The organism is Streptomyces sp. NPDC016309 (assembly GCF_043077235.1).
GTDB lineage: Bacteria > Actinomycetota > Actinomycetes > Streptomycetales > Streptomycetaceae > Streptomyces.
Genome location: NZ_JBIBSG010000010.1, coordinates 204,390 through 229,444 on the forward strand (window position 1 = coordinate 204,390; position 25,055 = coordinate 229,444).

29 protein-coding genes and 1 pseudogene are annotated in these 25,055 nt (G+C 69.6%); 7 read left to right on the forward strand and 23 right to left on the reverse strand.

What is annotated here, in order from left to right; translation table 11 throughout:
- Positions 1 to 45 precede the first annotated feature (45 nt).
- Complete coding sequence (locus tag ACF068_RS25520; RefSeq protein ID WP_392276619.1) at positions 46 to 1,407, forward strand: glutamine synthetase family protein; 1,362 nt, start codon at positions 46 to 48, stop codon at positions 1,405 to 1,407.
- Positions 1,408 to 1,483: 76 nt separating this feature from the next.
- Here the strand turns inward: ACF068_RS25520 and ACF068_RS25525 are convergent, their stop codons facing one another.
- The 15 genes from ACF068_RS25525 to ACF068_RS25595 all read right to left on the reverse strand — a co-directional run bounded on the left by ACF068_RS25525 (position 1,484) and on the right by ACF068_RS25595 (position 12,449).
- The gene (locus ACF068_RS25525; RefSeq protein WP_392276620.1) at positions 1,484 to 2,752 is read right to left on the reverse strand and encodes a tyrosine-type recombinase/integrase; all 1,269 of its coding nucleotides are present in this window, start codon (positions 2,750 to 2,752) and stop codon (positions 1,484 to 1,486) included.
- A gap of 81 nt (positions 2,753 to 2,833) precedes the next feature.
- A complete protein-coding gene (locus tag ACF068_RS25530) occupies positions 2,834 to 3,106 on the reverse strand; it encodes a helix-turn-helix domain-containing protein (RefSeq protein ID WP_392276621.1) in 273 nt (90 codons plus the stop codon).
- Positions 3,107 to 3,523: 417 nt separating this feature from the next.
- Positions 3,524 to 4,999 (reverse strand): ATP-binding protein, encoded by a 1,476-nt coding sequence (locus ACF068_RS25535; protein WP_392276622.1) that lies wholly within the window; start codon positions 4,997 to 4,999, stop codon positions 3,524 to 3,526.
- 3 nt (positions 5,000 to 5,002) lie between these two features.
- A complete protein-coding gene (locus ACF068_RS25540) occupies positions 5,003 to 5,851 on the reverse strand; it encodes a DNA primase (RefSeq protein WP_392276623.1) in 849 nt (282 codons plus the stop codon).
- Positions 5,848 to 6,534, reverse strand: a complete 687-nt coding sequence (locus ACF068_RS25545; protein ID WP_392276624.1) for an SAM-dependent methyltransferase — start codon at positions 6,532 to 6,534, stop codon at positions 5,848 to 5,850. The genes ACF068_RS25540 and ACF068_RS25545 overlap by 4 nt, the downstream gene beginning before the upstream one ends.
- A 101-nt stretch (positions 6,535 to 6,635) precedes the next feature.
- A complete protein-coding gene (locus tag ACF068_RS25550; protein ID WP_392276625.1) occupies positions 6,636 to 6,824 on the reverse strand; it encodes a hypothetical protein in 189 nt (62 codons plus the stop codon).
- 20 nt (positions 6,825 to 6,844) lie between these two features.
- Positions 6,845 to 7,099, reverse strand: a complete 255-nt coding sequence (locus ACF068_RS25555) for a hypothetical protein (protein ID WP_392276626.1) — start codon at positions 7,097 to 7,099, stop codon at positions 6,845 to 6,847.
- Positions 7,100 to 7,248: 149 nt separating this feature from the next.
- A complete protein-coding gene (locus tag ACF068_RS25560) occupies positions 7,249 to 9,321 on the reverse strand; it encodes a cell division protein FtsK (RefSeq protein WP_392276627.1) in 2,073 nt (690 codons plus the stop codon).
- A 94-nt stretch (positions 9,322 to 9,415) separates the two neighbouring features.
- Entirely contained in the window at positions 9,416 to 9,583 is a 168-nt protein-coding gene (locus tag ACF068_RS25565) for a DUF6257 family protein (RefSeq protein ID WP_392276628.1), read from the reverse strand.
- 19 nt (positions 9,584 to 9,602) lie between these two features.
- Positions 9,603 to 9,785 (reverse strand): hypothetical protein, encoded by a 183-nt coding sequence (locus ACF068_RS25570; protein ID WP_392276629.1) that lies wholly within the window; start codon positions 9,783 to 9,785, stop codon positions 9,603 to 9,605.
- 82 nt (positions 9,786 to 9,867) lie between these two features.
- Complete coding sequence (locus ACF068_RS25575; RefSeq protein ID WP_392276630.1) at positions 9,868 to 10,263, reverse strand: DUF6251 family protein; 396 nt, start codon at positions 10,261 to 10,263, stop codon at positions 9,868 to 9,870.
- 20 nt (positions 10,264 to 10,283) lie between these two features.
- The gene (locus ACF068_RS25580) at positions 10,284 to 10,622 is read right to left on the reverse strand and encodes an RRQRL motif-containing zinc-binding protein (RefSeq protein WP_392276631.1); all 339 of its coding nucleotides are present in this window, start codon (positions 10,620 to 10,622) and stop codon (positions 10,284 to 10,286) included.
- Positions 10,622 to 11,740 (reverse strand): conjugal transfer protein, encoded by a 1,119-nt coding sequence (locus ACF068_RS25585; RefSeq protein WP_392276632.1) that lies wholly within the window; start codon positions 11,738 to 11,740, stop codon positions 10,622 to 10,624. Before ACF068_RS25585 ends, ACF068_RS25580 begins: the two co-directional genes overlap by 1 nt.
- Complete coding sequence (locus tag ACF068_RS25590; RefSeq protein WP_392276633.1) at positions 11,737 to 12,183, reverse strand: Pycsar system effector family protein; 447 nt, start codon at positions 12,181 to 12,183, stop codon at positions 11,737 to 11,739. The genes ACF068_RS25585 and ACF068_RS25590 overlap by 4 nt, the downstream gene beginning before the upstream one ends.
- Positions 12,180 to 12,449 (reverse strand): DUF6284 family protein, encoded by a 270-nt coding sequence (locus tag ACF068_RS25595; protein WP_392276634.1) that lies wholly within the window; start codon positions 12,447 to 12,449, stop codon positions 12,180 to 12,182. The genes ACF068_RS25590 and ACF068_RS25595 overlap by 4 nt, the downstream gene beginning before the upstream one ends.
- 660 nt (positions 12,450 to 13,109) lie before the next feature.
- Between ACF068_RS25595 and ACF068_RS25600 the strand changes: the two genes are divergently transcribed.
- Together ACF068_RS25600 and ACF068_RS25605 are read left to right on the forward strand one after the other, a co-directional pair.
- Positions 13,110 to 13,880, forward strand: a complete 771-nt coding sequence (locus ACF068_RS25600) for a helix-turn-helix transcriptional regulator (protein ID WP_392276635.1) — start codon at positions 13,110 to 13,112, stop codon at positions 13,878 to 13,880.
- Positions 13,877 to 14,350 carry an NUDIX hydrolase gene (locus tag ACF068_RS25605; RefSeq protein WP_392276636.1) on the forward strand — a complete coding sequence of 158 codons (474 nt, stop codon included), beginning with the start codon at positions 13,877 to 13,879 and terminating at the stop codon, positions 14,348 to 14,350. Before ACF068_RS25600 ends, ACF068_RS25605 begins: the two co-directional genes overlap by 4 nt.
- Here ACF068_RS25605 and ACF068_RS25610 read toward each other — a convergent pair.
- The 3 genes from ACF068_RS25610 to ACF068_RS25620 form a co-directional block, all read right to left on the reverse strand.
- Entirely contained in the window at positions 14,338 to 14,907 is a 570-nt protein-coding gene (locus ACF068_RS25610; protein WP_392276637.1) for an HD domain-containing protein, read from the reverse strand. The genes ACF068_RS25605 and ACF068_RS25610 overlap by 13 nt on opposite strands.
- A gap of 11 nt (positions 14,908 to 14,918) precedes the next feature.
- Positions 14,919 to 15,362: a GntR family transcriptional regulator gene (locus ACF068_RS25615; RefSeq protein WP_392276638.1), complete on the reverse strand. Its 444-nt coding sequence runs from the start codon at positions 15,360 to 15,362 to the stop codon at positions 14,919 to 14,921.
- Between the two features lie 210 nt (positions 15,363 to 15,572).
- Entirely contained in the window at positions 15,573 to 16,532 is a 960-nt protein-coding gene (locus ACF068_RS25620; RefSeq protein WP_392276639.1) for a hypothetical protein, read from the reverse strand.
- A 243-nt stretch (positions 16,533 to 16,775) separates the two neighbouring features.
- Between ACF068_RS25620 and ACF068_RS25625 the strand changes: the two genes are divergently transcribed.
- A complete protein-coding gene (locus tag ACF068_RS25625) occupies positions 16,776 to 17,300 on the forward strand; it encodes a hypothetical protein (protein ID WP_392276640.1) in 525 nt (174 codons plus the stop codon).
- A 68-nt stretch (positions 17,301 to 17,368) separates the two neighbouring features.
- Here ACF068_RS25625 and ACF068_RS25630 read toward each other — a convergent pair whose 3' ends face one another.
- The gene (locus ACF068_RS25630; RefSeq protein WP_392276641.1) at positions 17,369 to 18,433 is read right to left on the reverse strand and encodes an HNH endonuclease; all 1,065 of its coding nucleotides are present in this window, start codon (positions 18,431 to 18,433) and stop codon (positions 17,369 to 17,371) included.
- A 186-nt stretch (positions 18,434 to 18,619) separates the two neighbouring features.
- Between ACF068_RS25630 and ACF068_RS25635 the strand changes: the two are divergent.
- Positions 18,620 to 18,706: pseudogene (locus tag ACF068_RS25635) on the forward strand (glutamine synthetase); the annotation flags it as partial.
- A gap of 286 nt (positions 18,707 to 18,992) precedes the next feature.
- Positions 18,993 to 19,508 carry a ricin-type beta-trefoil lectin domain protein gene (locus ACF068_RS25640; RefSeq protein WP_392276642.1) on the forward strand — a complete coding sequence of 172 codons (516 nt, stop codon included), beginning with the start codon at positions 18,993 to 18,995 and terminating at the stop codon, positions 19,506 to 19,508.
- A gap of 131 nt (positions 19,509 to 19,639) precedes the next feature.
- Here the strand turns inward: ACF068_RS25640 and ACF068_RS25645 are convergent, their stop codons facing one another.
- The gene (locus ACF068_RS25645; protein ID WP_392276643.1) at positions 19,640 to 20,041 is read right to left on the reverse strand and encodes a DUF4234 domain-containing protein; all 402 of its coding nucleotides are present in this window, start codon (positions 20,039 to 20,041) and stop codon (positions 19,640 to 19,642) included.
- A gap of 64 nt (positions 20,042 to 20,105) precedes the next feature.
- Positions 20,106 to 20,705, reverse strand: coding sequence for a helix-turn-helix domain-containing protein (locus ACF068_RS25650; RefSeq protein ID WP_392276644.1), 600 nt, complete (start codon positions 20,703 to 20,705; stop codon positions 20,106 to 20,108).
- A 100-nt stretch (positions 20,706 to 20,805) separates the two neighbouring features.
- Between ACF068_RS25650 and ACF068_RS25655 the strand changes: the two genes are divergently transcribed.
- Entirely contained in the window at positions 20,806 to 22,206 is a 1,401-nt protein-coding gene (locus tag ACF068_RS25655; protein WP_392276645.1) for an MFS transporter, read from the forward strand.
- Between the two features lie 68 nt (positions 22,207 to 22,274).
- On the opposite strand, the gene ACF068_RS25660 is transcribed toward ACF068_RS25655, so the two are convergent.
- Positions 22,275 to 22,706, reverse strand: coding sequence for a VOC family protein (locus ACF068_RS25660; RefSeq protein WP_392276646.1), 432 nt, complete (start codon positions 22,704 to 22,706; stop codon positions 22,275 to 22,277).
- Between the two features lie 87 nt (positions 22,707 to 22,793).
- Positions 22,794 to 24,800 (reverse strand): PIG-L family deacetylase, encoded by a 2,007-nt coding sequence (locus ACF068_RS25665; RefSeq protein WP_392276647.1) that lies wholly within the window; start codon positions 24,798 to 24,800, stop codon positions 22,794 to 22,796.
- Positions 24,801 to 25,055: the final 255 nt, after the last annotated feature.

The following is a 25,055-nucleotide window of genomic DNA, read 5'->3' on the forward strand; positions in this document are numbered from 1 at the left end:
CCGTGTGGTGGCATGCTGGCCTGATCAGCGAGGATGGGTGTGGACATGGACAAGCAGCAGGAATTCGTACTCCGTACGCTCGAGGAGCGCGACATCCGCTTCGTGCGCCTGTGGTTCACGGACGTGCTCGGCTTCCTGAAGTCCGTCGCCGTGGCCCCCGCCGAGCTGGAGCAGGCCTTCGACGAGGGCATCGGCTTCGACGGCTCGGCGATCGAGGGCTTCGCCCGGGTGTACGAGTCGGACATGATCGCCAAGCCCGACCCGGGAACCTTCCAGATCCTGCCGTGGCGGGCGGAGGCACCGGGCACGGCCCGGATGTTCTGCGACATCCTCATGCCCGACGGCTCCCCGTCCTTCGCCGACCCCCGGTACGTGCTGAAGCGGATCCTGGCCAAGACCTCCGACCTCGGCTTCACCTTCTACACCCACCCCGAGATCGAGTTCTTCCTGCTGAAGGACAAGCCGCTGGACGGCACCCGCCCCACCCCGGCGGACAACTCCGGCTACTTCGACCACACCCCGCAGAACGTCGGCATGGACTTCCGCCGCCAGGCGATCACCATGCTCGAGTCGATGGGCATCTCGGTCGAGTTCAGCCACCACGAGGGCGCCCCCGGCCAGCAGGAGATCGACCTCCGCTACGCCGACGCGCTGTCGACCGCCGACAACATCATGACGTTCCGCCTGGTCATGAAGCAGGTGGCGCTGGAGCAGGGCGTGCAGGCCACCTTCATGCCCAAGCCGTTCTCGGAACACCCCGGCTCGGGCATGCACACCCACCTCTCCCTCTTCGAGGGCGACCGCAACGCCTTCTACGAGTCGGGCGCCGAGTACCAGCTCTCCAAGGTCGGCCGCTCCTTCATCGCGGGCCTGCTGCGCCACGCGGCGGAGATCTCGGCCGTCACCAACCAGTGGGTCAACTCCTACAAGCGCATCTGGGGCGGCTCCACCCGCACCGCCGGCTCGGGCGGCGAGGCCCCCTCGTACATCTGCTGGGGCCACAACAACCGCTCCGCCCTGATCCGCGTCCCCATGTACAAGCCCGGCAAGACCGGCTCCGCCCGCGTCGAGGTCCGCTCCATCGACTCCGGCGCCAACCCGTACCTGACGTACGCGGTGCTTCTGGCGGCCGGCCTGAAGGGCATCGAGGAGGGCTACGAACTCCCCGCCGGCGCCGACGACGACGTCTGGGCCCTCTCCGACGCCGAACGCCGCGCCATGGGCATCGAGCCGCTCCCGCAGAACCTGGGCGAGGCGATCTCCCTGATGGAGCGCAGCGAACTGGTCGCCGAGACCCTCGGCGAGCACGTCTTCGACTTCTTCCTCCGCAACAAGAAGCAGGAGTGGGAGGAATACCGCTCCGAGGTCACCGCCTTCGAGCTCCGCAAGAACCTCCCGGTGCTGTAACCCCAGGTCAGCCCCACTTTCGCGGTTGCACGCCACTCCGGGCCGACGGTCACCGACCGCCGGCCCGGAAGCCGTGTCAGCCGCCCTGGGCCGTCTGTGGGCCGTCGGAGGTGGGAGAGGCAGCCCGGTACATGGTGTCCACGGCCTTTCGCGCCCGGCCGTCGCTGCTCGGCATCAGGTGCGTATAGACGCGCAGGGTGAACCCCGGGTCGCTGTGTCCGAGGTACGTGCTCACCACCTTCACGTTCTCGCCGGCGTCCAGCAGAACCGACGCGTAGAAGTGCCGGAGCGCATGCATCCCGTGCTCACGGGCGGCCTGGTGCCGCTCGCCGGCCGACGGCTGCGGGATGACGCCGGCGGCCACGAGCGCGGGCTTCCACACTCGCGTGTTGAAGTCCGTACGCCGCACGGCCCCGCCCCCGTCGATCCGGGTGAACAGCAGGTGCTTAGTCACGGGCGGCCCGTCCGGGCGCAGCCAAGGCAGAGTGACGGCAACCGGCCGGAACCGCGCCATGTGTTCCTCCAGGACGCGCGCGACACGGTCGGGGAGCGGCACATCCCTGACCTTGTTGCGCTTCGGCGGACTGAAGACGAGGTGCCCGTTCGCCACCTTCACCTGGCACGCGACGTGCAGCCAGCCCGTGTCGAACCTGACCTGGTCGTCTGCCAGGCCGAAGATCTCGCCCTGCCGGAGACCGCACCCCGCGCCGAGGTCGACCGCGGCCTGGTACTGCGCCGGCAGCGCCGAGCGCACAGCGAAGACCCGCTCCGACGACCACGGGACGACCCGCGTGTGGCCCGGTTCCGGTGGCCGGACGGACCTTGCATGGCACGGGTTCTTCTGGAGGTGGCCGTCGTCCACGGCAGCGTTCAGGACGGTCGAGACGCTGTTGTAGATGACGCGCCGGTACGACGACGCTGGCACGGCGCCCTCCAGCTTGCTCAACCAGTCACGGATGTGCCCGGGCTGGAACGACCCGAGCGGCCGTGTGCCGAGGTACGGGATCGCGTGACTGCGAATCTGCACCACCACGGAAGAGCGTGTGGTCATGTCCGTGGTCTGAGAGGCCAGCCACGTTTCCGCGTACTCGCGGAAGGTGACGCGGCCGGCCGTCGGGTCGATGTACTGGCCGCGCGACATGTCGGCCTCGATCGCAGCGAGCCACTGCTCGGCAAGGCGCTTCTGCCGGTCGGGGAAGCTCTTGGACTTCTCCGTGCCGTCGGGGCCGATGTAGCGGGCGCGGTAGCGCATGCCGGAGCCGTGGCGGTCGCTCTTGACCCGTCGCGCTCTGCCGTCGGGGCCGGCTTCGGTCTTGTACCAGCGGTCTTGGATGTGGCCTGCCATGGAGGGGTGGTCCCTTCTGGGGTACGACGAGAGCGGGCCGCCGGGCGGCCCGCTCTCGTGGCGTATGGGTGGTTGGAGGTGTCAGGCGGCGTCGGCGGCCATTCGCTCGGCGGCCCAGCGGTGGACTGCCGCAGGGTCGTAGCGGATGTGCTTGCCGACGCGGAAGCCGGGCGGGCCGGTGCGCTTCTTGCGCCACTGGTAGACGGTCTCTTTGGGCACGTCGAAGAGCTCGGCGATGTCGTCGGGAGTGAGGTAGCGGTCCGGGAGTCCGGCCCGGAGCGTGGTCCGGGGGTCGGTATCGGGTCTCACTGGGTGCCCTCCGGAAGCGGCGTTGGGCGGCTTGGGCGTCCGCATGTGTCCGAGGTGCGGATTTCTGCGTCACTGCGTCATCTGCGTCACGTCATCCGTCTGAGCTGGGGGTTCTGGTGACGCAGTGGCTGCTGGCGTGCGTCATCGGTGACGCAGGGCTTGCGTCACCGATGACGCACGTGACGCGGAATGACGCAGCCGCAGCCGTCTGCGTCACTCCTGTTGCGGCAGGTCACGGGGCGTTTACGACTCCTGAGTGACGCAGATGACGCAGCGTCTTTCCCCTTAGGACGAAGGGAGGGGTTTTGTTGTGGTGCGGTGCGGCTCAGGGAGTGAATGCGGAGCCGCTTCGCGGCGCGACCCTTGGGCGGCGGCGGGCCGCCGAACTGCAAGAGGAGCACGTCGTCGTGGCGCCCGGTGCTCTTCTTGCTTGTCCGCGCCGTGCCGTCGTGGCGCGGCAGGTCAGGTCAGCGCTTCCTGCTGGTGTACGGGAGGTGTGGGCGGGCGGGTCATGGCGATGTAGCGGGCGGAGCCGGTGCGGCCCCAGTCGATGAGCACACCCCGGGCAGCCAACGTCGGCTGGAGGCGCTTGAGACGGTCGGAGAGGACTTTGCCGGTGGTGGGCCACCCCTTGGGCAGGGGACGGCACTCCTCGCCGCTGTAGAGGCTGGTGAGGGCATACAGCCACTCCGAGGAAGTCATCCGGGTCTCACTGCCCGGCATCATGTCGGCGGCCTGCTTCAGCACGGTCTGGGCCAGCAGGTCACCCTCGATGACGTCGTCGTTGAGGTCGTCCAGGCTGGCCCGGTAGGCGTCCAGCGAGCCGAAGCCGGTCGCGGCGTCAAGCTGCGCGCACAGATGCGCGAAGTCGGCCATCCGCAGGTCGGCCGGGATGTCCGCCTCGGCGGCCCGCACCTTCACCGTCAGGTCCAGGAGCGAGCCGAGGATGACGGGCAGCACCTCCTCGTACTCCGCCCACAGCTCCGCCTCCGTCCGCCGTACCCGGGGGCGCTCCAGACGCAGCGGGAGGAGCCGTTCGGCGAGGTCGGGGCGGATGACGCCGACGTCGATGCCGGTCAGCAGCATGGGGCGGCGGTAGCGGGCGCGGAAGACGTCCCCGTCGGTGAACAGGGCGCGCTTGACGTTCTCGGCGCCGGTGACGATGCAGCACATGGCGTCGGACAGGTCCGGGGTCATGTGGGAGAGGTTGTCCAGGGCGGTGACCCACCCGGCGGCGACGGCCGCCGTCAGGTTCTCCTCGTCCTTCGGGGCGCGGCGCAGGTCGCCGCTCATGCCCTCGATGATCCGCACGAGCATCCGCCCGGCGGTGGACTTCCCCGCGCCCTGGGGGCCGGTGAGGAACGGCGCGGGGACGGGAACGGACGGTTCGAGGCAGCCGATGAGCCAGGCGATGGCCAGGCACTCGGTCTCCGCGGTGGCGAAGTTGGTCAGCCTCAACAGCAGGTCGATGCCCTTGCCGTCGGTGTCCTTGGCCGGCAGGGGCAACTCCCCGGTGAGCTGGGTACGCCGCCAGCAGACCTCACGCGGGTCCGGGACGGTGATGTCCCACCCGGTGGGGTGGATACGGACCGACTGCCCGTCGTTGCGGCCCAGGTCCAGCCACGTGGCGCCGTCGAAGCCGGGCGCGACGCGGATGTGCACGGGCTGGGTGTCCTCGGTCAGCGCCAGCGCCTCGATCAGGTCGAGGGCCTCCTTGAGGGCGGTGCCGTTGAACACGCCGACCCCGTCGCGGAAGAGACCGACCATGAGTTCCTGCCGGTGGCTCCCCGTGGTGCCCTGGGAGCGGATCGGCCGGGCCACGGGGTGGCCGTTCCTCTGCGCGTATACGGTCCCGTCGGCCGTGCGGAAGTACCGGAAGTGCGCCTGCGCGTAGTCGGTGATGACCTCGCGGGCCGGGGTCTTCTCGTCCTCGGACATGCCTCACATCCCCAGAGCGGTGCGGGCGTTGGTCCACGCGTCGGTGCAGTGCCGCAGGCTCTCGCCCTTGGCCTGCGCGGCGGCAAACAGCCGCCCCACGTGCACGTCGGTCAGGCAGCCGCACCGGCCATGCACGGACAGCACCGCGAGGAACGTCCGGTACACGGTGGCGTGCACCGCGCTGGAGGCCTCGGTGATGCGCTGCTCCGCCATGGCGATGCCCCGTTCCAAGTAAGCGGGCGTGCGGTGACGGCATTCCCCGGTGTCCGCCCGTGCGGGCGCAGCGAGGGCAGGCGGCGCCGGCCGACTCGGGGACGGCTTCTTCACGGCTAGTGCGCGGACGGCGTCCGGCAGGGGGGCGATGGTGCCAGCGCCGAAGCCGAGCCACCGGGCGTAGGCCATGGTGGACTTGATGTCCACGCCCGGTCGTACCGCGTTCGCGGACTGCATGGCACCGAGGTAGAGCCAGTGCTCGCCGCGCGTGGTCGGCACGGTCTGTGTGGTGGGCAGGGTCTCGCGGGCCCATGCGATCGCGTCGGCGTTGTCCAGGTCTACAACCGTCAGACCGGCCCCGCCGGGGTGGTAGGCGACCGCCTCGGCTCGCAGCCAGGCGCGGCGCCAGGGGCCGGAGGTGAGGACGTGCGGGTCGGTGGTGGCGGCGGCCCAGCCGTGGCAAGGCCCGGGGCAGTTGCACGGTCCGGAGTTCTTCATGTTCGGCCGGCCGCCGCAGGCGTTGCCCTGACAGCGGCGGCAATTGCCGAACGGGACCTTGCCCGCTCGCAGCGGCAGCACCGGGATCTGCGAGGCGGCGAGGCTCAGCGCAGTGTGCAGGAGGTCGAGCGTCGTGCTCATGCCGCCACCTCCAGTGTGGGGGCGAGCGTGGCCAGGGCTCCGCGGCCGATGTGCTGCGTGTAAGCCGGGGGGATGCACTCGCGGATGCCGTCGCGGTTCATCCACTCCACGCCCATGACGCGGCGGGCGTGGGCGACGCCGGAGAAGTTGCCGACGAACTGCCCGAAGTGGCCGGGTGGGATGGGACGGCCCATCTTCGCGACCGGCGCCGCATGGGCGGGGTGGGCCGGGGTGGTGAGAGACCACAGCCCGGTCTCGAACCAGCGGTGCCGGTAGGTCGCCATGTCGAACATCGCGCCGCACAGCATCACGGGCGTCTTCAGGTGGGGCACGGCGCCCCGTACGTTCTCGATGACGTAGGGGCGGCCGGTGGTCTGAAGGGCGGCCCGGGTGGGGGCGATCAGGTCCGGGTGGGCGTTGCCAGTCAGGCGCTGGGTGTCGCTGTAGAACTGGCAGGGCGGGGAGGCGTGGATGAAGTCGAACTCCGCGCCGTGCTCGCGGATGAAGCCGACCGCGTCGCCCTGGATGAAGGTGAAGGGGTAGCGGGGCTGGGGGCTGGTGTCGATGCCGGTGACGTCGAACCCGGCCAGGTGGTAGCCCATGCCGGCGCCGCCCTGGCAGCAGAACGCGTCCAGCAGACGCGGACGGGCGCCGTCTCGCCGGATCGGGACAGGATGAGTCATGCTGGAGACCTCCGTAGGTCTACTCGTGGACTGGAGAGCAGGGCGGCCCGAGGCTTTGGCGAGACGCGGGCCGCCCTTGTCGTTGCTGGAATCAGGCGCTGTCAGATGGCCGGGATGGCGTCGACGAGTGCGGTGACGAGTCGGTTGATGGGTTCGGCGGCGCCGGTGGAGGCGAGGAAGAAGCCGAACCCGGCGGCGGTGAAGGCGCTGCCGGCGCTGAGGCTGTGGGAGCGGAGCAGGAAGAACAGGACGAGCCCGAAGAGGGCGACGAGTGAGACGGTCACGGCCATGACGTGATCTTCCTTCCGGGTCAGTGGCGGGGCGGGATGGTGGGACGGCGGGGGCGGGTCCCAGCGGCGTGGATGTCGCGGCTGCTGTTGAGCAGTCGGCGGCCGACGCGCAGCCGGTAACGCTGGCCGTGGCAACGGCGGCAGACCTTGATGCCCTTGCGGACCTGCCGAATGCCGGTGCCCTGGCACTTGCGGCACGGTCCGAACGGCTTGACCAAGCACAACAGTGCGTAACCGGCGAGCGTGGCCATGATGAGGGCGCTAGCGGTAAGCATGACGGGGCGACCTCCCTTTCCAGGGCGGTTTCGAGGGTTCTTGCAGGTGGGCCGCTAGACGCTAGTTCGCTGATCAGCGGCCCTTTGGGTTGCTAGTGGGGCTGCTAGACCTAGCGGCGGTGGGTGCTAGGTCTAGCAGCGCTGCTCGGCTAGGCGGCGGCCCGGTCGGCGTCACGCCGTGTGATGGCTGCGGTGATCGCTGTGCGTTCGATGCCGCGCCGGTTCTTGCCCTCGCCGGTGTCGGTCTGGCCCCAGACCTGGCCCGGTTTGATGCCCCAGGGCTTGAGTGCGGCGGTGACGTTCTCGCCCTTCCACCCGCCGTACGTCTCCGGCCGCAGCTCCGCGAGCCGGGCGGCGATGCGCTCGCACCACACCGCCTTCTCGCCGGCGGGGATGACGTCCAGGACGTCGGCGAGGATGTCCGTGCTGTTGGTCTTCTCCGGGCCCTTGCCGATGGCGTGGCCGGTGACGTTGCCGTACTCCTCGCGCAGCTTCCGGGCCCGCTCAACGACCTGGGCGGCGCCGACCGCGTCGACGAACGCGGAGGCGACGATCCGGGGGTCGTCGCCTTCGCCGGCCATCCAGCAGATGCCCCGGTCGGAGCGGGAGAACATGGTGGCCCGGTATCCGGCCTTGTACATCGACGTCCCCAGCACCATGTCGTTGGCGGGCTGGCCCATGACCTTCAGGCAGAACCGCAGGACCGCGTTCGCGCTGATGCCGGTGGGCAGGGATTTGGCGTCGGGGCGCTGGGTGCCGAACATGGCGACGATGCCGAGCGCGGGGCCGCGCTTGACCAGGTCGGTGCAGATCGCCTCGATCTCGCCGCCGTGCTCGTCGTGCTCGAACGCGACCTGGCATTCGTCCAGCCCCACCACAATCGGGTGCAGCCCCAGGCTCTTGTCACTCGCCAACTCCGGCGTCACCTTCGACTCAGGGCACCGGGTGCGGGGAAGCTCCCGGATAACCTTCGCCCGCCGGCGCAGCTCCTCCTTCAGCTCCCGCAGGGCGTCGAGGACGTAGGCGATGTCCTCGGGGTCCTCGCCGGCGCGGTAGCGGTGGCAGACCGGCTCCAGGGCGCCGAAGTCGCCGGTGCCCTTGAAGTCGAACGCGTGCAGCTCCGCCCGCGGGTCCAGGGCGGCGATGAGCAGGAGCAGCCGCATGAGGAACGTCTTGCCCATGCGGGGGATGGAGCCGACGACGACGGCCGCGAACATCAGCGTCACGGCCACGTCCCGCATGCGCTGGTCATTGCCGAAGACGACCGGCTTGAACAGGTCGACCTGCCCCGACTTCAGCAGCGGCCACGCAGGCTTGGTCGTCTCGTTCATCGGCTTGTCGCCCACCCACAGAATCAGCCGGCCCTCATGCTCGCTCGGGTCGGGGGAGGGCCACACGCAGCCGACCTTGCGCCGAAGGCCAGAAGCGAGGGGCTTGCGGGCCTCCATGATGTCCTCCGGCGTCACGCCGTACGGAAGGTCCAGGTCGGCGCGGTAGCCGGGCCCGTCCCGCACAATTTCAGAGACGAACCGCAGACCGTTCATCTCCCCGCCCTTCTTGATGGCGGCGGAGATCTTCGCGTTCCCGATGCTGTCCAGCCCGCGCAGCACAATTGAGCCGGTGAGCTTTTGGATTTCGGTCTTCAGCACGGCGGGGCCGACGACCGGCGCGTCGGGCTGCTGGCCGGCGAACCCGAGCAGCAGCACGCCGCCGGCGGCGAACGCGTACAGGTACGCGGGCGCCAGGACGTAGAGCCACAGGGCGAACCCGAGACCGAAGACGGCGGCCACGAGGGTGACCAGGCCGCGCAGCCGGATGCGTCCCGACCGCAGCCGGGCCAGGCGCATGTACTCCTCGACGTCCTCCGTGCAGACGGCGAAGTCCCGAAGGGGGGCGGCTTCCCGGTCCCACACCCACCGGTTGGTGGAGGCGATGAACCGGCAGGCGCCCCGCGGGGACATCAGGGCCAGGCGTCCGGCATACACCGGCAGGCGCACCCCGTGGTACAGGCTCGCGTAGCCGAGGTTGGCGCCGGCGTGGCGGGCGGTGGCCAGGAAGTCACGCCGGTTGGTCAACCACCCGGCGAGCACCGGCTTGCGCTTCTCCACGGTCACCTTCGGGTCGGGAAGGTTCGGGTTGTCCACCGGCACCGGCGGGGCCGGCGCGTCGTCGCCGATGTCGGGCACCGGGTGCAGGTGCGCGGGGCGGGAAGGGTCGGTCATGCTGGGGCTACTCCTGTCTGGCGCTGTTGCTGGACGGGGAGGGGCCCGGGGGCGGCCCGATTCCTTGGCCGGGACGGCCGCCCCCGGGGCGTAGCTACTTGCGCTTGCCGGCGCGCTTGCGGGCGCCGTCGATGATCCGGTCGACCTTGCGCTGAAGGTCGCGCTGGTCGACGTCGGGGCCGGCGAGGTCCCGCTTGCACATCCGGGCCACGCACCAGGCGACGGTGGCCTTCTCCCTGGCGGTGAGCTTCGGCTGATCCATCACTTCTCTCCTTCGGTGGTCAGCGGCCCTGGGCCCAGCGGAACAGGCCCACGACCTGGTCGGTGACGTCGGTGACACGGCCGGACTCCAACTCGTCCGCCCTGGCCTCGTAGCGCTTGGCGGCGTCGTCCTTACCGCGACTGCGCAGCACCTTCGCCGCGTCACGGTTCTTGTCGGCCTGGGCCTTCATGCGGTCGAACACGTGGTTCTCCTTCAGGTGCGGGCCGGGTCTGTCCCGGCTCCCCGCCCCTCCCGGTGGTGGCCCGGGAGGGACAGGCAGCCGGTCAGCGGACCCTGTCACCGGACCTGAACGCACGGCCCCCTCGGCGGCCCCTGGTCGCGCTCTTGCCGGCGTCCTGGCCGCCCACGGCGCGGACGACGCTCACGACCCCCCATGCAAGGGCGACGGCCAGGAACGCGAGGATCGCCAGGTTCGCGACGATGGCGGTGAGCGCGCCGACGAGCAGCGGGCCGAAGTAGACCCCGGCCGCCACCGCCCCGGCGCCGACCCCGGATCCGAGCGCGACGCGCTGCACGGTGCGGTCCGGCGGGGCCTGGTGGATGTGCTGGTGGACGATCTGCGGCTGCACGGGCTGGTGGATGGCGGGCAGGCGGTCGGTGTAGACGTGGGTGCCGTCCGGGAGCTGCACCACCCGCACGGGTTCGGGAAGGTTGGACATGGCTGCCTCCTCGGGCAGGGTCAGGCGGCGTGCTGGGTGTCGGGGTAGGCACATGGGGCGCACATGCCGAGCGAGGGCGGGATGACGTAACCGGCATCCCGGTGGCACTGCGGGCAGGTGCGGCGGGCGGTATTCGCCTTGGCCAGGGCCGCCCGTTTCGCATCGGTCATGGGCCGGACCGGCTTGGCCAGGTCGATGTGGTAGAGGTAGGCGGTCAGAGGGCCTCGGCGGCGACGGGGGCGTTCGAGCTGAGCCGCCACGTCCTGGCCGCCGGGCCGCAGACCTTGTGCGCGGAGCTGGCGGCGGGTGGCGTAGCCATCCGGGGCCAGGCGCCAGCGGAACACCGGCAGCGCCCCCATCACGCCACCTCAGCCGCCGCAGCGGCTCGTTCGGCGAGAAGGGTGTCCCGCAGAAGCCGGGCGTTCGCCGGTGACGTACGGACCGCGCGGCGGATACCCTCGCCGGTCACCTTCGCGTCCGGCCAATCGGCCGTCGCGGCCCTCGCCTCGGCGAGCAACTGATCCGGCGTGCGCTTGGGACGGGTCGACTTCGCCACCTCCGGCAGGCGGCCGGTGGCGCGGCGCGGCCGGGCCGACTCAGCCGCTACTGCCCGCCGCTCGATCGAGGTCACCGGAGCGGACATGGCCGGAGGAAGCGGCTTGAAGGGCGGGGTCGACTTGCCCAGGTCGACCGCGACCGGCTCGGGCACGGTCAGTCGGGTCAACGTGACCACGGGGTCCGGGGTCGATTCGGGCAGGTCAGCCGTAGACCGTTTCCTGCTGATCTGTGACGATTCCTCCGCATTCGACTCCAGGCTGGAATCGAGGGCGGGTGAGGCGGTGATGCCGCCGAACATCGAGGCGAGCGCGGCATCCGCGCCGGCTGTGACCCGTTCGCGCTGGACATCGAGGAGCCTCGATCCGAGTGCTACGTCCCCGACTCCGACTTTGCGAGCCAGCCGCCACGACTTCCGCTCGGACCATGTCCTGACGCGACCGCTCGGGTGCTGGGTGGCGCGGGCACGGTGGTAGGCGAGCGCCTGCACCAGATCGGCGGTACGGCGTTCGTTCTCCGCGTCGCGGCCGTCGGTGTGCACCACAATCCGCCGGGCCAGGAACGCCATGCCCTCAGCCGAGACGGACATGCCCATCGGGGTCAGCGCGTAGATCACGGTCCGCCCCGGGTCGGGGGCCGCCATCGCTCCCATGACGGCGGCGGCGGCCGGCAGCACCCACAGACCCGCGCGGACGATGCGCGGGGAGGACTGCCCCAGCATGGTCAATCCCAGCAGCACCAGGGCGAGTACAGCCGTGGCGCCCTCACCGGCGGCCAGCGCACCGAGCGCGGTGCCCCTGCCGAAGGCGTGGCCGATGTTGCTGTACGTGCCGATCCCGCCGAACACGCCCGTGGCCAGCATCGGCACAAACGCGGCCGACAAGACCCCGATCTGTACGCGGGTCAGTTTGGTACCGGTCATCGCGCACCCCCGACAGCCAGCAGGGCGGCGAGGACGAGCAGGGCGCCGCCGGTCATGGTGAGGTCGACCGCGCGGCGCAGGGAAGTGAACTTGGCGACCGCCAGCCGGGACAGGCCGGCGATGTCGGCGGCCAGGTCCCCCGCAACGGCGGCCGTGATCTCCTCGGGGGTGAGGGTGGCCCACAGCGGGAAGCCGTGCCGGCCGCCCAGGCTCGGGCGGGTCGAGCGCAGCAGCAGGCCGGCCGCCGCGACCAGCAGGGCCAGACCCAGTCCGCCCGCGACGATCGTGGGCCAGGTCAGGGGCAGGTCCCGGGCGACGGTCCAGGTACCGGCGAGGACGGCCCCGACGAACGCCAGCAGCAGCGCGGTCTTGGTGTCGGTCCGTGCGATCTCCGCCTTTACCTCGGCGTGCGCGGCGATCAGGGTGCGGTCGGTGGCGCTCACGCGGCACCCCCGTGGAGGCTCGTGCCGGCCATGCGGTTGATCAGCGCGACGCGGGCGGCAAGCGCGCGGCGGCGGGCACGACGGATGCGGCGCTCGTCCAGCTCGGTCGGCATGCGGTCGAGGGTGACAATGTGTGCGTCCAGCAGGTCGACGTCCGCGAGGATCACGGGCATCTCGCGCTCGATCGCGTCCAGCTCTGCGTCCGTCGGCTCCATGAAGTCGGCGAACGCGGTAACAGCATCCTGAACAGTGACGATGTGGTCCATGGGTCGTGGTCTCCCTACCAGGTGCAACGGCCCGAACAGCACCCCCGGAGTAGCCGCTCCGGGGGTGCGCGCCGTTGAAGTCGGAATCTCCGGCTCCCCTCGGCGCTGCTCGTGCGAGACGAGCAGCGGAGGCAACCGGCCGCAGCGAGTGCTGCGCGGTTGTTCAGACCTCCGATTCGCGTGGTGCCGCTGACCCCGGGGAGGTCCGGTTCCCGGGGCGCGTCGCGGCGTCAATGTCGACCCACGCGGTTCTTTAGAGCCGATGGCGTGTCCCCCATGTGGGGTGTGAGGCCCGGCTGTGACACCGGGCCCGGTCTCGATCGGCTGGTCTCCACTCGCCTCGCCGGCGTCGTCACGGCGTCGTACTGCGGTGGATCACGCTGTTCAGTTCTCAAGCAAGCAGTCGCTTCCATCGAGCCGACCCGCCTAGTGCGGAGCCCTCCGAGCGTAAGGTACATGTAGTACCTGTTCCTCAGGATGAGGTGGATGGTTCGCGGAGTCAAGTCCTTCGGTTTCTTCGACTTCGCGAGTCCGCCCCCGCTGAGGTACCTAAAGCGTGGCTTGATCAGGCACGACGATGAACCCCGTGCTTGCCCAACTCCAGGACGTCTTCGCTACGGTGAAGTCGTCCCAAGTCGTCCCTCAGGGGGAGTGCAGGGCATGGCCAATGAGCGCTTGCGTGGTGCGATCGTCGAGAGCGGAATGACGCTAGATCAGATCGCGGAGCGACTAGGGGTTTCGACTAAGACCGTTGAGCGCTGGATCAATGAGCCCAAGCGTCAGCCTTACCGCCGGTACAAGTACGCGACGGCGTCCCTTCTGGGGCGGGAGGTGTCCTACCTCTGGCCGGAGGAGCGGACGTCGGCGGAAGTGACCGAGGCAGGCAACGCCGAGTTGGTTCAGCTCTACCCCCACCGCTCGGTCGTGCCGAACCGGCTTTGGCCGCGGCTCTACGCTGGCGCCAAGCGGCACTTCGACGTCCTGGTGTACTCGGGCTTCTGGCTCACCGAGGACGCCGCGTTCCACCAGGTGGTGAAGGAGAAGTCGGCCGATGGCCTACGGATCCGGTTCATGCTCGGAGACCCCGATTCGACCGCCGTCGCCGTGCGCGGCCAGGACGAGGGCATCGGCGATGCGATGGCGAGCAAGATTCGCAATGCGCTGGTGAACTACGCGCCGCTGTTCGGGCTCCCCGGGGTGGAGTTCCGGCTGCACTCCACCACGCTCTACAACTCGATCTACCGTGCCGATGACGCGATGCTGGCGAACGGGCACCTATACGGCGTCGGCGCCTATATGGCGCCAGTGCTGCACCTTCAGCGCGTCCCCGGAGGAGAGCTGTTCGACGCCTATGCGGAGAGCGTCGAACGTGTCTGGGAGAGCGCCCGTCCCATCTCCTCACCCGCCGAGCTGCGAGGATCGGACGCATGAGCCGGATCGACTACTTCCGCGACCCGAAGGCGCCCAAAGCCAACTCGGTGGTGCCCTCTGTGACGGTCGTGGTCCGCGACGACCACGGGCACCTCCTCCTGATCCACAAGACGGATAACGACCTCTGGGCACTCCCCGGCGGCGGCCACGATATCGGCGAGCGGATCGGCGACACAGCCGTCCGTGAGGTCGAGGAAGAGACCGGGATTCGCATCGAGGTCGACAACATCGTCGGGCTCTACACCGACCCCGATCACGTCCTCGCCTACGACGATGGCGAAGTGCGGCAGCAGTTCTCCATCTGCTTTCGGGCCCACCCGGTCGGGGGCTCGCTCCGGACGAGCAACGAGTCGAAGGAGGTCCGCTGGGTAGACCCGGTGGACCTTGATGGCCTGGACATTCACCCGTCCATGCGGCTGCGCATCGCGCATGGCCTGGACGAAACCCGACGGGAGCCCTACATCGGCTGAGCGCCGGCCGCGGCGGAAGCCATCCGGAGCTCTACGCGTTCGTTCGCGGCGTAGATCTCCGGCGCCGCGCGCTGAATGAAACGGCCCACGATCGTGTCCGGCCCATATCGCTGCACGATCTCGTCCAGCCGGGCCGCCGGCGTCGTGTGCTCGCCGTCAGGGGTCGTCGTCATGTCGGAGACGATGAGGGCGTCCACAAGTTCCGGCCGTTCCAGCTCGAACTCCGCCTCCAGTTCTTGCCGGAGCCCCCGCTCCTCGGCCTCCAAGAGCGCGCAGGAGTGATGGGCCACAAGCCGCACCACCCGGTCGTCAGCACCTTCCTGGTCGCGGAGGAACCGGGCGCCGTCGAGCGGGTGGAAGCCGGTCGCGGCGATGGAGGGCGAGTAGCCGACGTCGTGCAGAACAGCGGCGGCCTCCAGAAGCTCGGCGTCTCGGCCGAGGATCGGACTCAGAGAACGGGCCCGCTTGGCGACACCTAGGGAGTGTGCCCAGCGGCGCGGCAACGGTTCGGACAACATCGATTCGGAGAGCGAGTACGCCCACTCGGTAAGCCCCATGGGTGCCAAGGCTACGTTTCCTCCAGGCTCGTCGGGAGAGCGCGAACGGTGCGGCCCTTGCCGTGGACCGTCGCGAGGAGGCCGGTTCCCTCCATCTGGGCGAGGGCGCGACGGACCGCCGTACGGGAGGCGCCGAAGCGCTCGCACAGCTTCGACTCCGACGGGTAGGCGTCGCCTACCGTCAGCGACTCTTCCGTGATCAGATCCGTCATGCGGTTGATGAGCGGCCTGATGGGCTTGCTGGACACCCGCCAGCCGGCGCCAGGAACGGAGGCGATGAGCTTCTCCGCCTCCAAGGTCTTGAGCGCGCGCCGGATGGTGTTGCGCGAGACATCATGCGTCCGCATGAGAGCGGCTTCGGACGGGAGCATGCCTCCGTCGAGCCCCTTCTCGATGTCCTTTCGCAGCGCATCGGCGATGAGCAGATAGGTTCCGCGCGGGCTGGCCTCCGGCACGGCACCTCCTTCCAAGAGCGACGACTGCTGCCAGGGTCGCACGTGGCGGCGGGCTCCGTGAGGGCCGCTTCCGGGCCCTCACGAGCCATGTGCGGGCCAGGGTTTCCGCGCGGCGCCTTGGGAGCGGGAAAGGGGCAGATGAGGGCGGTTCTGGCCGTTGCCTGCCGATCGGATCTGAAAACTGTCATTGGCCGGGCGCGGTAGAACCAATTACGGCGACTGATCTGCCTCACCGTGGGCAGCCCGGCCCCCAGCAGGGCCTGTGCTCCAGGCTGAGAGATGCACCCCGTAGCGATCGAGCGCCTCATCCATCGCAAAGGTCAGGGAATGATACTGGAAGCTGACCGAACCGTATAGATTGTCAGCTCTTTCGAGTTCGGCTACGAACGCGTCGACTTCGGGTCGGTCTCCGAACTTCTGCATAGCAGTGCGAACGATCGCTCCAAGGGTGTAGGCAGGATAAGTGTCGCCGTCGCTGTCAGTGGCTGCCCTCATATTGTCCTTGAAAAGGACGCGCCATATTACGGTGAAGGGTGAGATGCTTCGCGCGTCCTTGCGGGCCGTCCAGGCGGTATCGGTTACTTTCCACGCGAGCCGCTTCGGGGATTTCTGCAGGCGACTGCGTCCTGCTACTGAGATGCATCCCCGAAGGGTAACCCTCCCATTGTTAGCCTCCCTGAGGAGTCGAGGCACAATAGCCCAGTAGTCCAGCAGGAAGGTAACCCTGTCGTACGGTTCAAGCCGCAGTGAATTCTCGCTGCTGGCATTGTCTGCTCCGTATCCTTCAAGTGGGAAGAGGCGTGGCGAGATGGTGTAGTCGCGATTCTTTGTGCCGACTACCGCGATCCCTGGTGTGTATATTGTTATCGCCGTCCGGCCCGGATTTTCCACCACCAGCTGAGCTAGCTCAATATTTTCCAGCCCAATATGACCCAGGTTACCGTTCTTCAGTTCCCATTTTCCGGAGCGATTTACGATGAGTTTCTGTCCGGGCTCCCAAATGGCGCTATTCAAATAGACCTTCGGGCGCCCGCCATCGAGTCGATGCTTGGCCATCTGCCACCCGAGGGCGCCGAGGGCGACCGAGAAGCTGAGCAGCGAGACCGCGAGAGCGAGTACGGCGACGGACACTCCGAAAAGAGTGGGGGGTGCCGGGGCTGAGATCATCACCTAACCATCTTATCCGCAGCGATGACAGGGTGTCAGCAACCTGTACACGCTCGATGATGCTCGTGGCTTCGTGTATGCAGAGCCAAGTCGTACCCGTCACGCGAGGCATGGGGTGGACAGACTGCGCAGGCATTGATACCCCGTCGTCTGTAGGTGGCGGTCTGCGTCGTCTGCACCAAGCGGGCCCTCGCTTCATTGCGGAGAACGCGTTGCAAGCCAGTCCGGAAGTGAGATGATGTGCGCGTGACAGCCAGCCTAATTATCAGCATGATCGCTCTAACCGTCACTATGGCGAACCTGACCTGGCAGCTTGCGCTGTATCTGCTCAACGGGCCACGTCTGCAAGTCCGCATGACAGTGGGGGCCATTGGTGCTGGAGGAATGGTCACGATGCCGGTGGAGAACGTACGAAATCTCGATGAAACCTTCCGGTCGTTCGCGCAGCAAGGCTATAGCCAGCCAGTACTAGCCGTGGAAGTAGTGAACCTAGGCAGGCTAGGAGTTGAGCTACTGGATTTCGGTGTCGACGTGTCGAAGGGGGCCAGTCTAAAACCGCTGAAAGATGCGGTCACGGAGACTCCCATGCCGTATGTGCTCGAACCGCACCGGCAAGGCACTTGGGCCATTCCGTTCGAATACGTGGTCAGGCTGAACGAGGCGAGTAGAGCCGCATGGCCCAATGAGCCGCATCCCATCAGGGCATTCGTGCATCGCGCGGGAGGCAAGAAGGTTCATGCTAAGCAAACTTTGTCGCTGGATCTTAGGTGAAGGGAGCGACTGGGGTCGGGTGCACATAACCGGTCCCTTTGGTGCCGTGTTTGATCGGTGGTGAAATTTCACAGTGTGGCGCGGTCGATGTCGCCGTACATGGCTGTCCCTGCCAACCGCGGCATCGGTACTGGCGCACGCTCCAGCGAGGCCTGGCTGTAGATGAGTTCACGAAGCTCAATTGGCGTGGGCCATGGTGCGGTTCGGTGGATCACGCGGTGGCAGTTCGAGCAGATGAGCGCCAGGTCTGAGAGCTTCGTCGTACCCTCTCCCGCCTCGTGGAGCGGGACCACGTGATGGCACTCGATATAGCCCTCGCCGCGCTCCCCGTAGACGGCAGCGAAGTCGAAGCCGCACGCCTCGCAAGCCAGTGTGCCGCCAGCCTTCAGTACTGCGGCGATCTTCTTCTTGCGCAGTCCTTTGTTACGCTCCCGGGTGCGGTGGCGTCGGTAGAGCACGCGGCCCTCCGGCGCGCTGAACTCCTCCTCGTCTTCCTGGTTCTCCGGCACGGGCTGGAGAGTTCCGTGCTCCAGACCCTCGCGAAGGAGCTGAGCTGCCTGCGCCATCCGCGCCGGCCAGTCGATAAAGTCACGCAGGACCTCCCGGTCCAACCGGCCACCGTTGGTGGGCTTCCCTTGGTAGTCGGGGTGATGAGTGGCGATGTCGTACGTCTTGCGTGCGACGCCGTTGCAGTTGCGGTAGGTACTGGCCCGTTCCTCCTCGGGGTACGCGCCCAGCAACTGCAGGAGTTCTGACAGTTCTGCGACCCGTGGGTCTTCCGCAGGCAGGCCCTCCCACCCGTTCCGCACGACCAGATCGCAGGCCAAGATCAGCTCGTCGCGCGTCCACTTCGGGCTGCGTGACGCCACGACCGTGAAGCCTTCGCGCTTGAGCCAGTCAACGGCATGCCCCACCCCGCCGCTGAGCTGCTTACGCGTGAGGGCCGCCCCGTGCTGATGCTTGTGGGCCACACCCGCGATGGCCTTGGAGTCGTACTCCTTGCCGTCGTGGACGAGCATGTACGTGCTGGCTTCCCCGTAGCCGTACCGGTCGAGGAAGGCCTCGCGCCCGAGGTTGTCGTACTCGGCAAGCGTCTTGAGAATGTCGTCCCGCGAGATCGCACCCTTCACCATGCGGCGGAGTGTAAACCGATGCTTTGACAACGGCCCTTGGCTTTCGTGGATCGGCCCGGCCCGGGCCGTCTGTGGGCCGTCTGGGGAGGACCGGGGACGGCCGACAACGACCAATGACCACTGCTCGGGCGCAGGTCAGCATCGGGGCGGTCGGGCTGGCCGCAGGTCGCTTGAGCGGCTCGTAACTTCCTCCGCAACAAGAAGCAGGAGTGGGAGGAGTACCGCTCCGAGGTCACCGCCTTCGAGCTGCGCAAGAACCTGCCGGTGCTGTAGGCCGGGTTCAGCCCTGGGTCCACCGCTGCACGACAGCCATGACACGGCCGACGGTCACCGACCGTCGGCCGTGTCATGGCTATCCGGCTGCTGACCCGACCCCCGAAACCACCGGGCATTTCCCGGAGGCATTTCCCGGATCTCAGGCGGAGCATTTCATTCCGGCTCAAGTCTTGATCAACTTGCTTGCGTGTCTCGAACTCTCCCGCGTAGAGTTCAGGCGTCCCAGGGGGATCTGACCATATTCCACCCCCTGGCTTTAGCGCCTTCGGGTGCAGGGGGAAATATGAATAAGGCTTCGAAAATCCGCGCTGCCATGGTGCTGGCGGCGGTTCCGACGATCCTGGCGGCTGTCTCTACGCCTGCGTCGGCATCCGACAACATCCTGTGGCGCAACGCGCACACAGGCGGTTGCCTCCGAGTCTGGAACAGCAGCGGCGTCGACACCAGTGCCGCGGCCATGCTGAAGTGCGTGGACGTGCCCAAGGGGCTCAGCATCAGATGGGACGACTCGCAGAGTAATCTTCAGAACCCGGACGGCGCCTACAAGATCACCACCAGGAACACGTTCTTCTCCGGTCGCTGCCTGGCGAGCTGGTACGCCGACGGGAGTGGCGTCGGAAAGGTCTACATCGAGCCCTGCGACAAGCCGGCGAATTATTACCAGCAGTGGTACGAGAACTGGACGGGCGACGGCATGCAGCTCGTGAATCGGCAGACCGGCCTGTGTCTCGATGGCGATTGGCAGGGCAACGTCTATACCAATAAGTGCAACGGTAGCGACTGGCAGATCTGGAAGTAATCAAGAGCGGGGGCGGAGGGCCGGAAGCCCGGTTCTGCCCGCGGTCCGTGAGCTGCTCCTCCGGCATGGGAACGCCGGGGGAGCTGCTTGACGTTGAGCCGGCTCGGTTCGGCCGGCGGCCCGGCCGGGGGTCAGGCCGCCAGGGGGACCTGGTCGCCTTCCGGACGGTGGCCGTAGAGGGCCCAGATGCGGTTCATCTCCTGCTGGTAGTACAGCGGGTGCAGGCTGAAGATGAAGACCAGGACGAGGCCGATCCAGGGGTTGCAGGTCGGCTGCATCCCGGCCGCCCGCTGCATGCGGGCGATGCGTTCGCCCGTGTTGTACACCGAGATGAACGGCGGCACGATCAGGATCCAGCCGAGGGCGATGGCCACCACCGCCATGCCCGGCCGGACGTCGATGCGTTCGTCGAAGTCGCGCGCCTCGCGGTTCACCTTGTAGTACCAGACGAGGTGGTAGATCCCCAGGGTGATCAGTGGCCAGACGAGCCACACGAGGAAGATGTTCCGGGTCTTGCCGACGCGGCCGGTCATGGGCACCTCCGCAGTGGTCCTCCGTCCAGTGCAGCACGCCGGGTGGCGTGGCGCGCGTCGGCCGTCAGGCGTGCGGGCCGTGGCCTCCGCGGGCCGCCGGGCCGGGGGTGCGGACGACGGCCTGGTCGCCGTGGGGCCCGAACAGGTGGAGGATCTCGACCGGCTTGCCGTTCGCCGGGCCGAACCAGTGGGGCTGCCTGGTGTCGAACTCGGCCACCTCGCCCGGGCGCAGGACGCAGTCCTGGTCCCCGAGGACGAGGCGGAGCTCGCCCGCGAGGACGTACAGCCACTCGTAGCCGTTGTGGGTCACCAGCTTGGGTTCGCGGGGAGCCAGCACCTGCTTGAACACCTGCACCCGGCCCGGGTACTGGGTCAGGGGCACCAGGACGTTGCCGTGCCCCTTGTTGAGCGGCTTGAGGTGCACCCGGGGGTCGCCGCTGGCCGGCGCCGCCACGAGCTGGTCCAGGGCCACCCGGTGCGCACGCGCCAGCGGGATGAGCAGGTCCAGCGTCGGCCGGCGCTTGCCCGACTCCAGCCGGGACAGGGTGCTCACCGAGATCCCCGTCGTCGCGGCCAGCGCTTCCAGGGTGAGTCCGCGGTCCCGGCGCAGCGCGCGCAACCGGGGGCCGATGCCGTCGATCGTCTCTTGCACTTCCGCGTCCATGACAGCCATTTTGCGGTCTCCGCAAAGTCGCTGGGCCACGGTGGGCGGCCACCCCGAGCATGACCGGGCCGGACACTGCACGAACGTGAGAGGCAAGGCCGTGACCACGACGATCCATCCCCCGCAGCAGACCGAACCGCCCGTGCTGAGCCCGCGAAGGCGCTGGACGGTACTGGCCGTCTGCTGCCTGAGCATGTTCCTGGTGGGCCTGGACACCACCATCGTGAACGTGGGCCTGCCCGAGATCGGACGCGCCCTGCACATCGGCACCCGCAGCCTCGAATGGACCGTCGATTCCTACACCCTCGTCCTCGCCGGTCTGCTCATCACCTCCGGCGCGCTGGCGGACCGCTTCGGCCGCCGCAAGGTGTTCCGGACCGGGCTGGTGGTCTTCGGTCTGGCGTCCGTGGCCTGCGCCCTCGCGCCCTCGGTGGGCGTGCTCGTGGCGGCCCGCGCGCTCCAGGGCGTCGGCGCCTCGATGCTCAGCCCCGTGGCCCTCGCGATCGTGGTCGACGCGATGCCCGACCCGAGGGAACGCGCCCGGGCGATCGGCGTCTGGGCCGCGGTGTTCGGGCTCAGCATGGCCGCCGGCCCCGTCACGGGCGGTGCGCTCGTCGAAAGCCTCGGCTGGCGCTCGCTGTTCTGGGTCAACGCCCCCGTCGTCGTCGCCGCTCTCGTGCTCACCGCGCTGTTCGTCCCCGAGTCCCGGGCCCGGCGGGCCCAGCGGCTCGACCTGCCCGGCCAGGTGCTGCTGACCCTGGTCATCGCGGCCGCGGTCGGCGTCCTGATCGAAGGGCCGCGCATCGGCTGGACCTCGCCCGCCGCCCTCGGCGCCTACGCCTTCACCGGCCTGGCGGCGGCCGCGTTCGTACGGGTCGAGTGGAGCCGCCCCGAACCGCTGGTGGACCCGCGGCTCTTCCGCCGCCCCGCCTTCACCGGGGCCGTCCTCGGAGCGGTGGCCGTCTTCGTCGCCCTCAACGTGACGCTGCTGCTCAACACCCTCTACCTCCAGGACGGCCGGGGCTGGACACCGCTCGCGGCCGGGCTGGCGACCCTGCCCATGGCCGTCGGAGCGACCCTCTGCGCGCCCTGGTCCGGCCGGCTCGTCGGGCGTACCGGGCCGAGGCCGCCGCTGCTGGCGGCCGGGGCCTCCATGACGGCCGGCGGCCTCTGCCTCACCGGTCTCGACCAGGACACCGGCGTACTGCTGCTCCTGCCGGCCTACGCGCTCATCGGCATCGGGTTCGGCTTCGCCAACGCGCCGATCACCAACACCGCCGTGAGCGGCCTGCCGGCCGGCCGCGCCGGGGTGGCCGGGGCGATCACCTCGACCGCCCGGCAGTTGGGCGCCGCGCTCGGCATCGCCGTCGCCGGCGGCCTGGTCGCGGGCTCCGCCCCGGCCGGACTCGCCCACGCGTCCCGCCCGGGCTGGGCCCTCGTCGCCCTGTGCGGACTGTCCCTGTTCGCGGTCGCCTCCACGTCCCGGCCGAAGCGCACCTAGGCGGTGTCGTGCCGATCAGGCGGGCATCGGGAGCCCGATCGGCGGGACGCCCGCCTGATCGACACGACCTAGCGCTCGGACAGCTCGGACGGGGCCTCCTGGACCGTCCAGCCGTTGCCGTCCGGGTCCTTGAAGAACATGAACGAGTTCCACGTCCCGCCCTTGCCCTCCGTCCAGCCGTCCGGGCCCACGTGCTGCACGGGGGTCACGTCCACGCCCCGGGACAGCAGCTCCGCGCGGGCCGCCTCGATGTCGGTCACGCACACCTGGAGGCCCTGGAGCGAGCCCGGGGCCATGGGCTTCTCGCCCGGGCCCGGGGGCATGCCGCTCTGGAGGGCGATCGAGCAGCGCGAGCCGGGCGGGGTCACCTGGATGATGCGCACGCCCGGGGCCACCTCCGTGTCCAGGTCGACCGTGAACCCGCAGGCCGTGCCGTAGAAGTCCTTCGCCCGGTCCAGGTCGGTGACCGGGACGACGACGACCTCGAGTGTCCAGTTCATGGGCTTCCTCCCTCGATACGTACGCCCATCCAAGCCGGACGTACGCCCATCCAAGCCGGACTCCGCGCGCGGCGCAGGCTTATCGGCTCACCGTTCCCAGGGCGACCAGTTCAGCCGGCCGTCCAGGCCCAGCGTGGCGAAACCGCCCGGGGCGGCGGCGGGGGCGCCGGCGAACAGCGAACCGCCCGTCGTCCACCGCCCGCCGGGCGACAGCGCCGCCACCGCGCCGGTGCCCGCGCGCCCGGCCACCCGGCCGCCCGACACCGCCAGGGCGCCGTGTCCGGCCACGCCGCCCGGCGCCTCCCGTACCGGCGAGGCGTGGCCACCGCCCGCGAAGCGGGCCGAGCGGACGTCACCCGCATCCGGCTTCCGGAACCAGAGCCGCACCCCGTCCGCACCGTCCGGCGCGGCGCTCAGCGACACGGTGGTCGCCGGCAGCCCGGTCGGCACCGGCCCGCCCACCGGCCCGTCCGGGGCGGCCTGCGTCCACGCCAGCACCGTCCTCGGCGTGGCCGCGAACACGTACCCCCGCCCCGTCGCGTCCATGGCCGCCACCGGGTCGCCCCGCAGGTCCCGCCCCCCGGCCGGCCGCCACGGCCCCCAGCCGCCGTCCGCCCGCTGGGCACTGACCCGCATCGTGTGGCCGCCGTCGCGCACGTACACCGTCATCAGGCCGGCCCGGTCCACCAGGACCGCCGGCAGGCCGATGTCGGACGTGGCGGTGTCGTCGTCCCGCTCCGGCGTCCCCAGCGACCGCCACGGGCCGAACGCCCCGCCCGGCGTGGACTGCACCGACGCCACCACCTCGCGGCGGTACTTCCCGTCCAGCCGGGTGCGCGTCCCGAACACCGCGACCCGGCCGTCCGGCAGCCGCACCGAGGTCACCCCGCTGTCCAGGCCGGTCCCCTTCTGGAGGACCGGGCCCGTCCACCCCTGTGCCGCGTCCCGCCGGTGCCACACCGCCAGCCGGCCGTCCAGCACCGAGAACGCGTACGACTCGCCCGGCCCGGCGCCCCGCTGCGCCCAGGAGGCCGAACCGCCCCGGGCGTAGCGGACCGACTGGGCCCAGTCGTGCCCGGCGGGGCGGGCGGCCACCTTGCGGTCGCCGCAGCCGGCCGGGTCCTCGCAGTAGTCGGTGTGATCCCACCACGCGTAGGTCTTCAGCGTGCGCAGCTTCGCCTCGGTGGTCCGCGGGTCCAGCACGTGCGGCATCCCGCCGGTCGAGTACCCGAGGTAGTTCTGCACGGCGAAGGACGGGCGCCCGCTCTTCTCCGCGTACCGGGCGAGCGCCGCCTGCGCGAACCGGGCGCCGTACATGTGGTCCTGGTGGTCGGAGAGCTTGCCCGTCTTCTCGTTCCGGCCCGGCGTCGGGTCCATCATCCGCACGAAAGTGGGCCGGAACCGGTCGAGCACCCCGGTCAGGGTCGCGACCGTCTGGTCCCTGGTGTACGCGAAGCCGTCCCGGACCGGGGAGCCCGCCGCGAGCTGGGACTCCAGCCGCTCCACCCGGCCGTCCCACAGCCCGCGCAGGCTGTGCGGGCGGTCGTCGGAGATGCTGCCCGCCTCACGGAGCTGGAGCCAGACCAGGCTGATCTGCGGCTTCGCCCGCAGGGTGTCCAGTTCGGCCCGGCCGCCGCCGGCCGTGACGATCGAGGTGCGGTCCCACGGGCTGGTGCGGTTGCCGGTGGCCATCTCGGCGTACGCGGCCCGGATGCCGTTCTGCCGGGCCTCCGCGTACGCCGCCTTGTCGGCGCGCGGGCGCGGGTCCTGACGGCGGGCGTTGCGCCCGTCGGACTCCCCGGCGGTCAGGTACACGGACGTGAGGCTTCGGCCGGACGCGATGGACTGGCTGGCGTCCGGGTTCATGAAGAACAGGTCGTCGTCCGGGTGGGCCATGATCTGCACGACCGCCTCCCCGGCCGTGCGGACCGGCTTCATCGCGTCCGCCTCCGGTACGCCCCGGGTCGGCACGTCGGACGCGTCCGACGACCCGGTGGTGAGCGCCAGGGTCCCGCCCGTGATGCCGAGCAGCACGGCGATCGGCGCGGCCACGAGCAGGCCTCGGCGGAAGGAGGGGAGGGCGGGGCGAGACATGGGCGGCGGCTTCCGTCATACGGGTGGGAGTGGTCGAACCGGGAGGGAAGAGGGGCATTGCCGCCATCCGGTTCATAGGCCGCCGTGTGCGCTGCCTCACGCCGTCGCCCCCGTGGCCGCCGGTGCCCCGGGGCCTCACGGTGCGGCGGGGGCGCGGGCCGATAGGCTCGTGGGGACGTGCTGGCGAGTGGGCCGAAGGGGCGCGCGGGCGTCGAGCGGGAGAGCGCGCAGGGCCGCGGGGTACGAGCGGCCCGA

Bases quoted from the DNA above. Each gene is read 5' to 3' on its own strand.
- ACF068_RS25600 (WP_392276635.1), top strand. From the start codon at position 13,110: ATGGCCAATGAGCGCTTGCGTGGTGCGATCGTCGAGAGCGGAATGACG.
- ACF068_RS25565 (WP_392276628.1), bottom strand. From the start codon at position 9,583: ATGGATCAGCCGAAGCTCACCGCCAGGGAGAAGGCCACCGTCGCCTGG.
- ACF068_RS25520 (WP_392276619.1), top strand. From the start codon at position 46: ATGGACAAGCAGCAGGAATTCGTACTCCGTACGCTCGAGGAGCGCGAC.
- ACF068_RS25605 (WP_392276636.1), top strand. From the start codon at position 13,877: ATGAGCCGGATCGACTACTTCCGCGACCCGAAGGCGCCCAAAGCCAAC.
- ACF068_RS25525 (WP_392276620.1), bottom strand. From the start codon at position 2,752: ATGGCAGGCCACATCCAAGACCGCTGGTACAAGACCGAAGCCGGCCCC.
- ACF068_RS25580 (WP_392276631.1), bottom strand. From the start codon at position 10,622: ATGGGGGCGCTGCCGGTGTTCCGCTGGCGCCTGGCCCCGGATGGCTAC.
- ACF068_RS25640 (WP_392276642.1), top strand. From the start codon at position 18,993: ATGAATAAGGCTTCGAAAATCCGCGCTGCCATGGTGCTGGCGGCGGTT.
- ACF068_RS25610 (WP_392276637.1), bottom strand. From the start codon at position 14,907: ATGGGGCTTACCGAGTGGGCGTACTCGCTCTCCGAATCGATGTTGTCC.
- ACF068_RS25535 (WP_392276622.1), bottom strand. From the start codon at position 4,999: ATGTCCGAGGACGAGAAGACCCCGGCCCGCGAGGTCATCACCGACTAC.
- ACF068_RS25585 (WP_392276632.1), bottom strand. From the start codon at position 11,740: ATGACCGGTACCAAACTGACCCGCGTACAGATCGGGGTCTTGTCGGCC.
- ACF068_RS25540 (WP_392276623.1), bottom strand. From the start codon at position 5,851: ATGAGCACGACGCTCGACCTCCTGCACACTGCGCTGAGCCTCGCCGCC.
- ACF068_RS25630 (WP_392276641.1), bottom strand. From the start codon at position 18,433: ATGGTGAAGGGTGCGATCTCGCGGGACGACATTCTCAAGACGCTTGCC.
- ACF068_RS25545 (WP_392276624.1), bottom strand. From the start codon at position 6,534: ATGACTCATCCTGTCCCGATCCGGCGAGACGGCGCCCGTCCGCGTCTG.
- ACF068_RS25550 (WP_392276625.1), bottom strand. From the start codon at position 6,824: ATGGCCGTGACCGTCTCACTCGTCGCCCTCTTCGGGCTCGTCCTGTTC.
- ACF068_RS25645 (WP_392276643.1), bottom strand. From the start codon at position 20,041: ATGACCGGCCGCGTCGGCAAGACCCGGAACATCTTCCTCGTGTGGCTC.
- ACF068_RS25595 (WP_392276634.1), bottom strand. From the start codon at position 12,449: ATGGACCACATCGTCACTGTTCAGGATGCTGTTACCGCGTTCGCCGAC.
- ACF068_RS25660 (WP_392276646.1), bottom strand. From the start codon at position 22,706: ATGAACTGGACACTCGAGGTCGTCGTCGTCCCGGTCACCGACCTGGAC.
- ACF068_RS25560 (WP_392276627.1), bottom strand. From the start codon at position 9,321: ATGACCGACCCTTCCCGCCCCGCGCACCTGCACCCGGTGCCCGACATC.
- ACF068_RS25575 (WP_392276630.1), bottom strand. From the start codon at position 10,263: ATGTCCAACCTTCCCGAACCCGTGCGGGTGGTGCAGCTCCCGGACGGC.
- ACF068_RS25530 (WP_392276621.1), bottom strand. From the start codon at position 3,106: ATGCGGACGCCCAAGCCGCCCAACGCCGCTTCCGGAGGGCACCCAGTG.
- ACF068_RS25555 (WP_392276626.1), bottom strand. From the start codon at position 7,099: ATGCTTACCGCTAGCGCCCTCATCATGGCCACGCTCGCCGGTTACGCA.
- ACF068_RS25665 (WP_392276647.1), bottom strand. From the start codon at position 24,800: ATGTCTCGCCCCGCCCTCCCCTCCTTCCGCCGAGGCCTGCTCGTGGCC.
- ACF068_RS25650 (WP_392276644.1), bottom strand. From the start codon at position 20,705: ATGGACGCGGAAGTGCAAGAGACGATCGACGGCATCGGCCCCCGGTTG.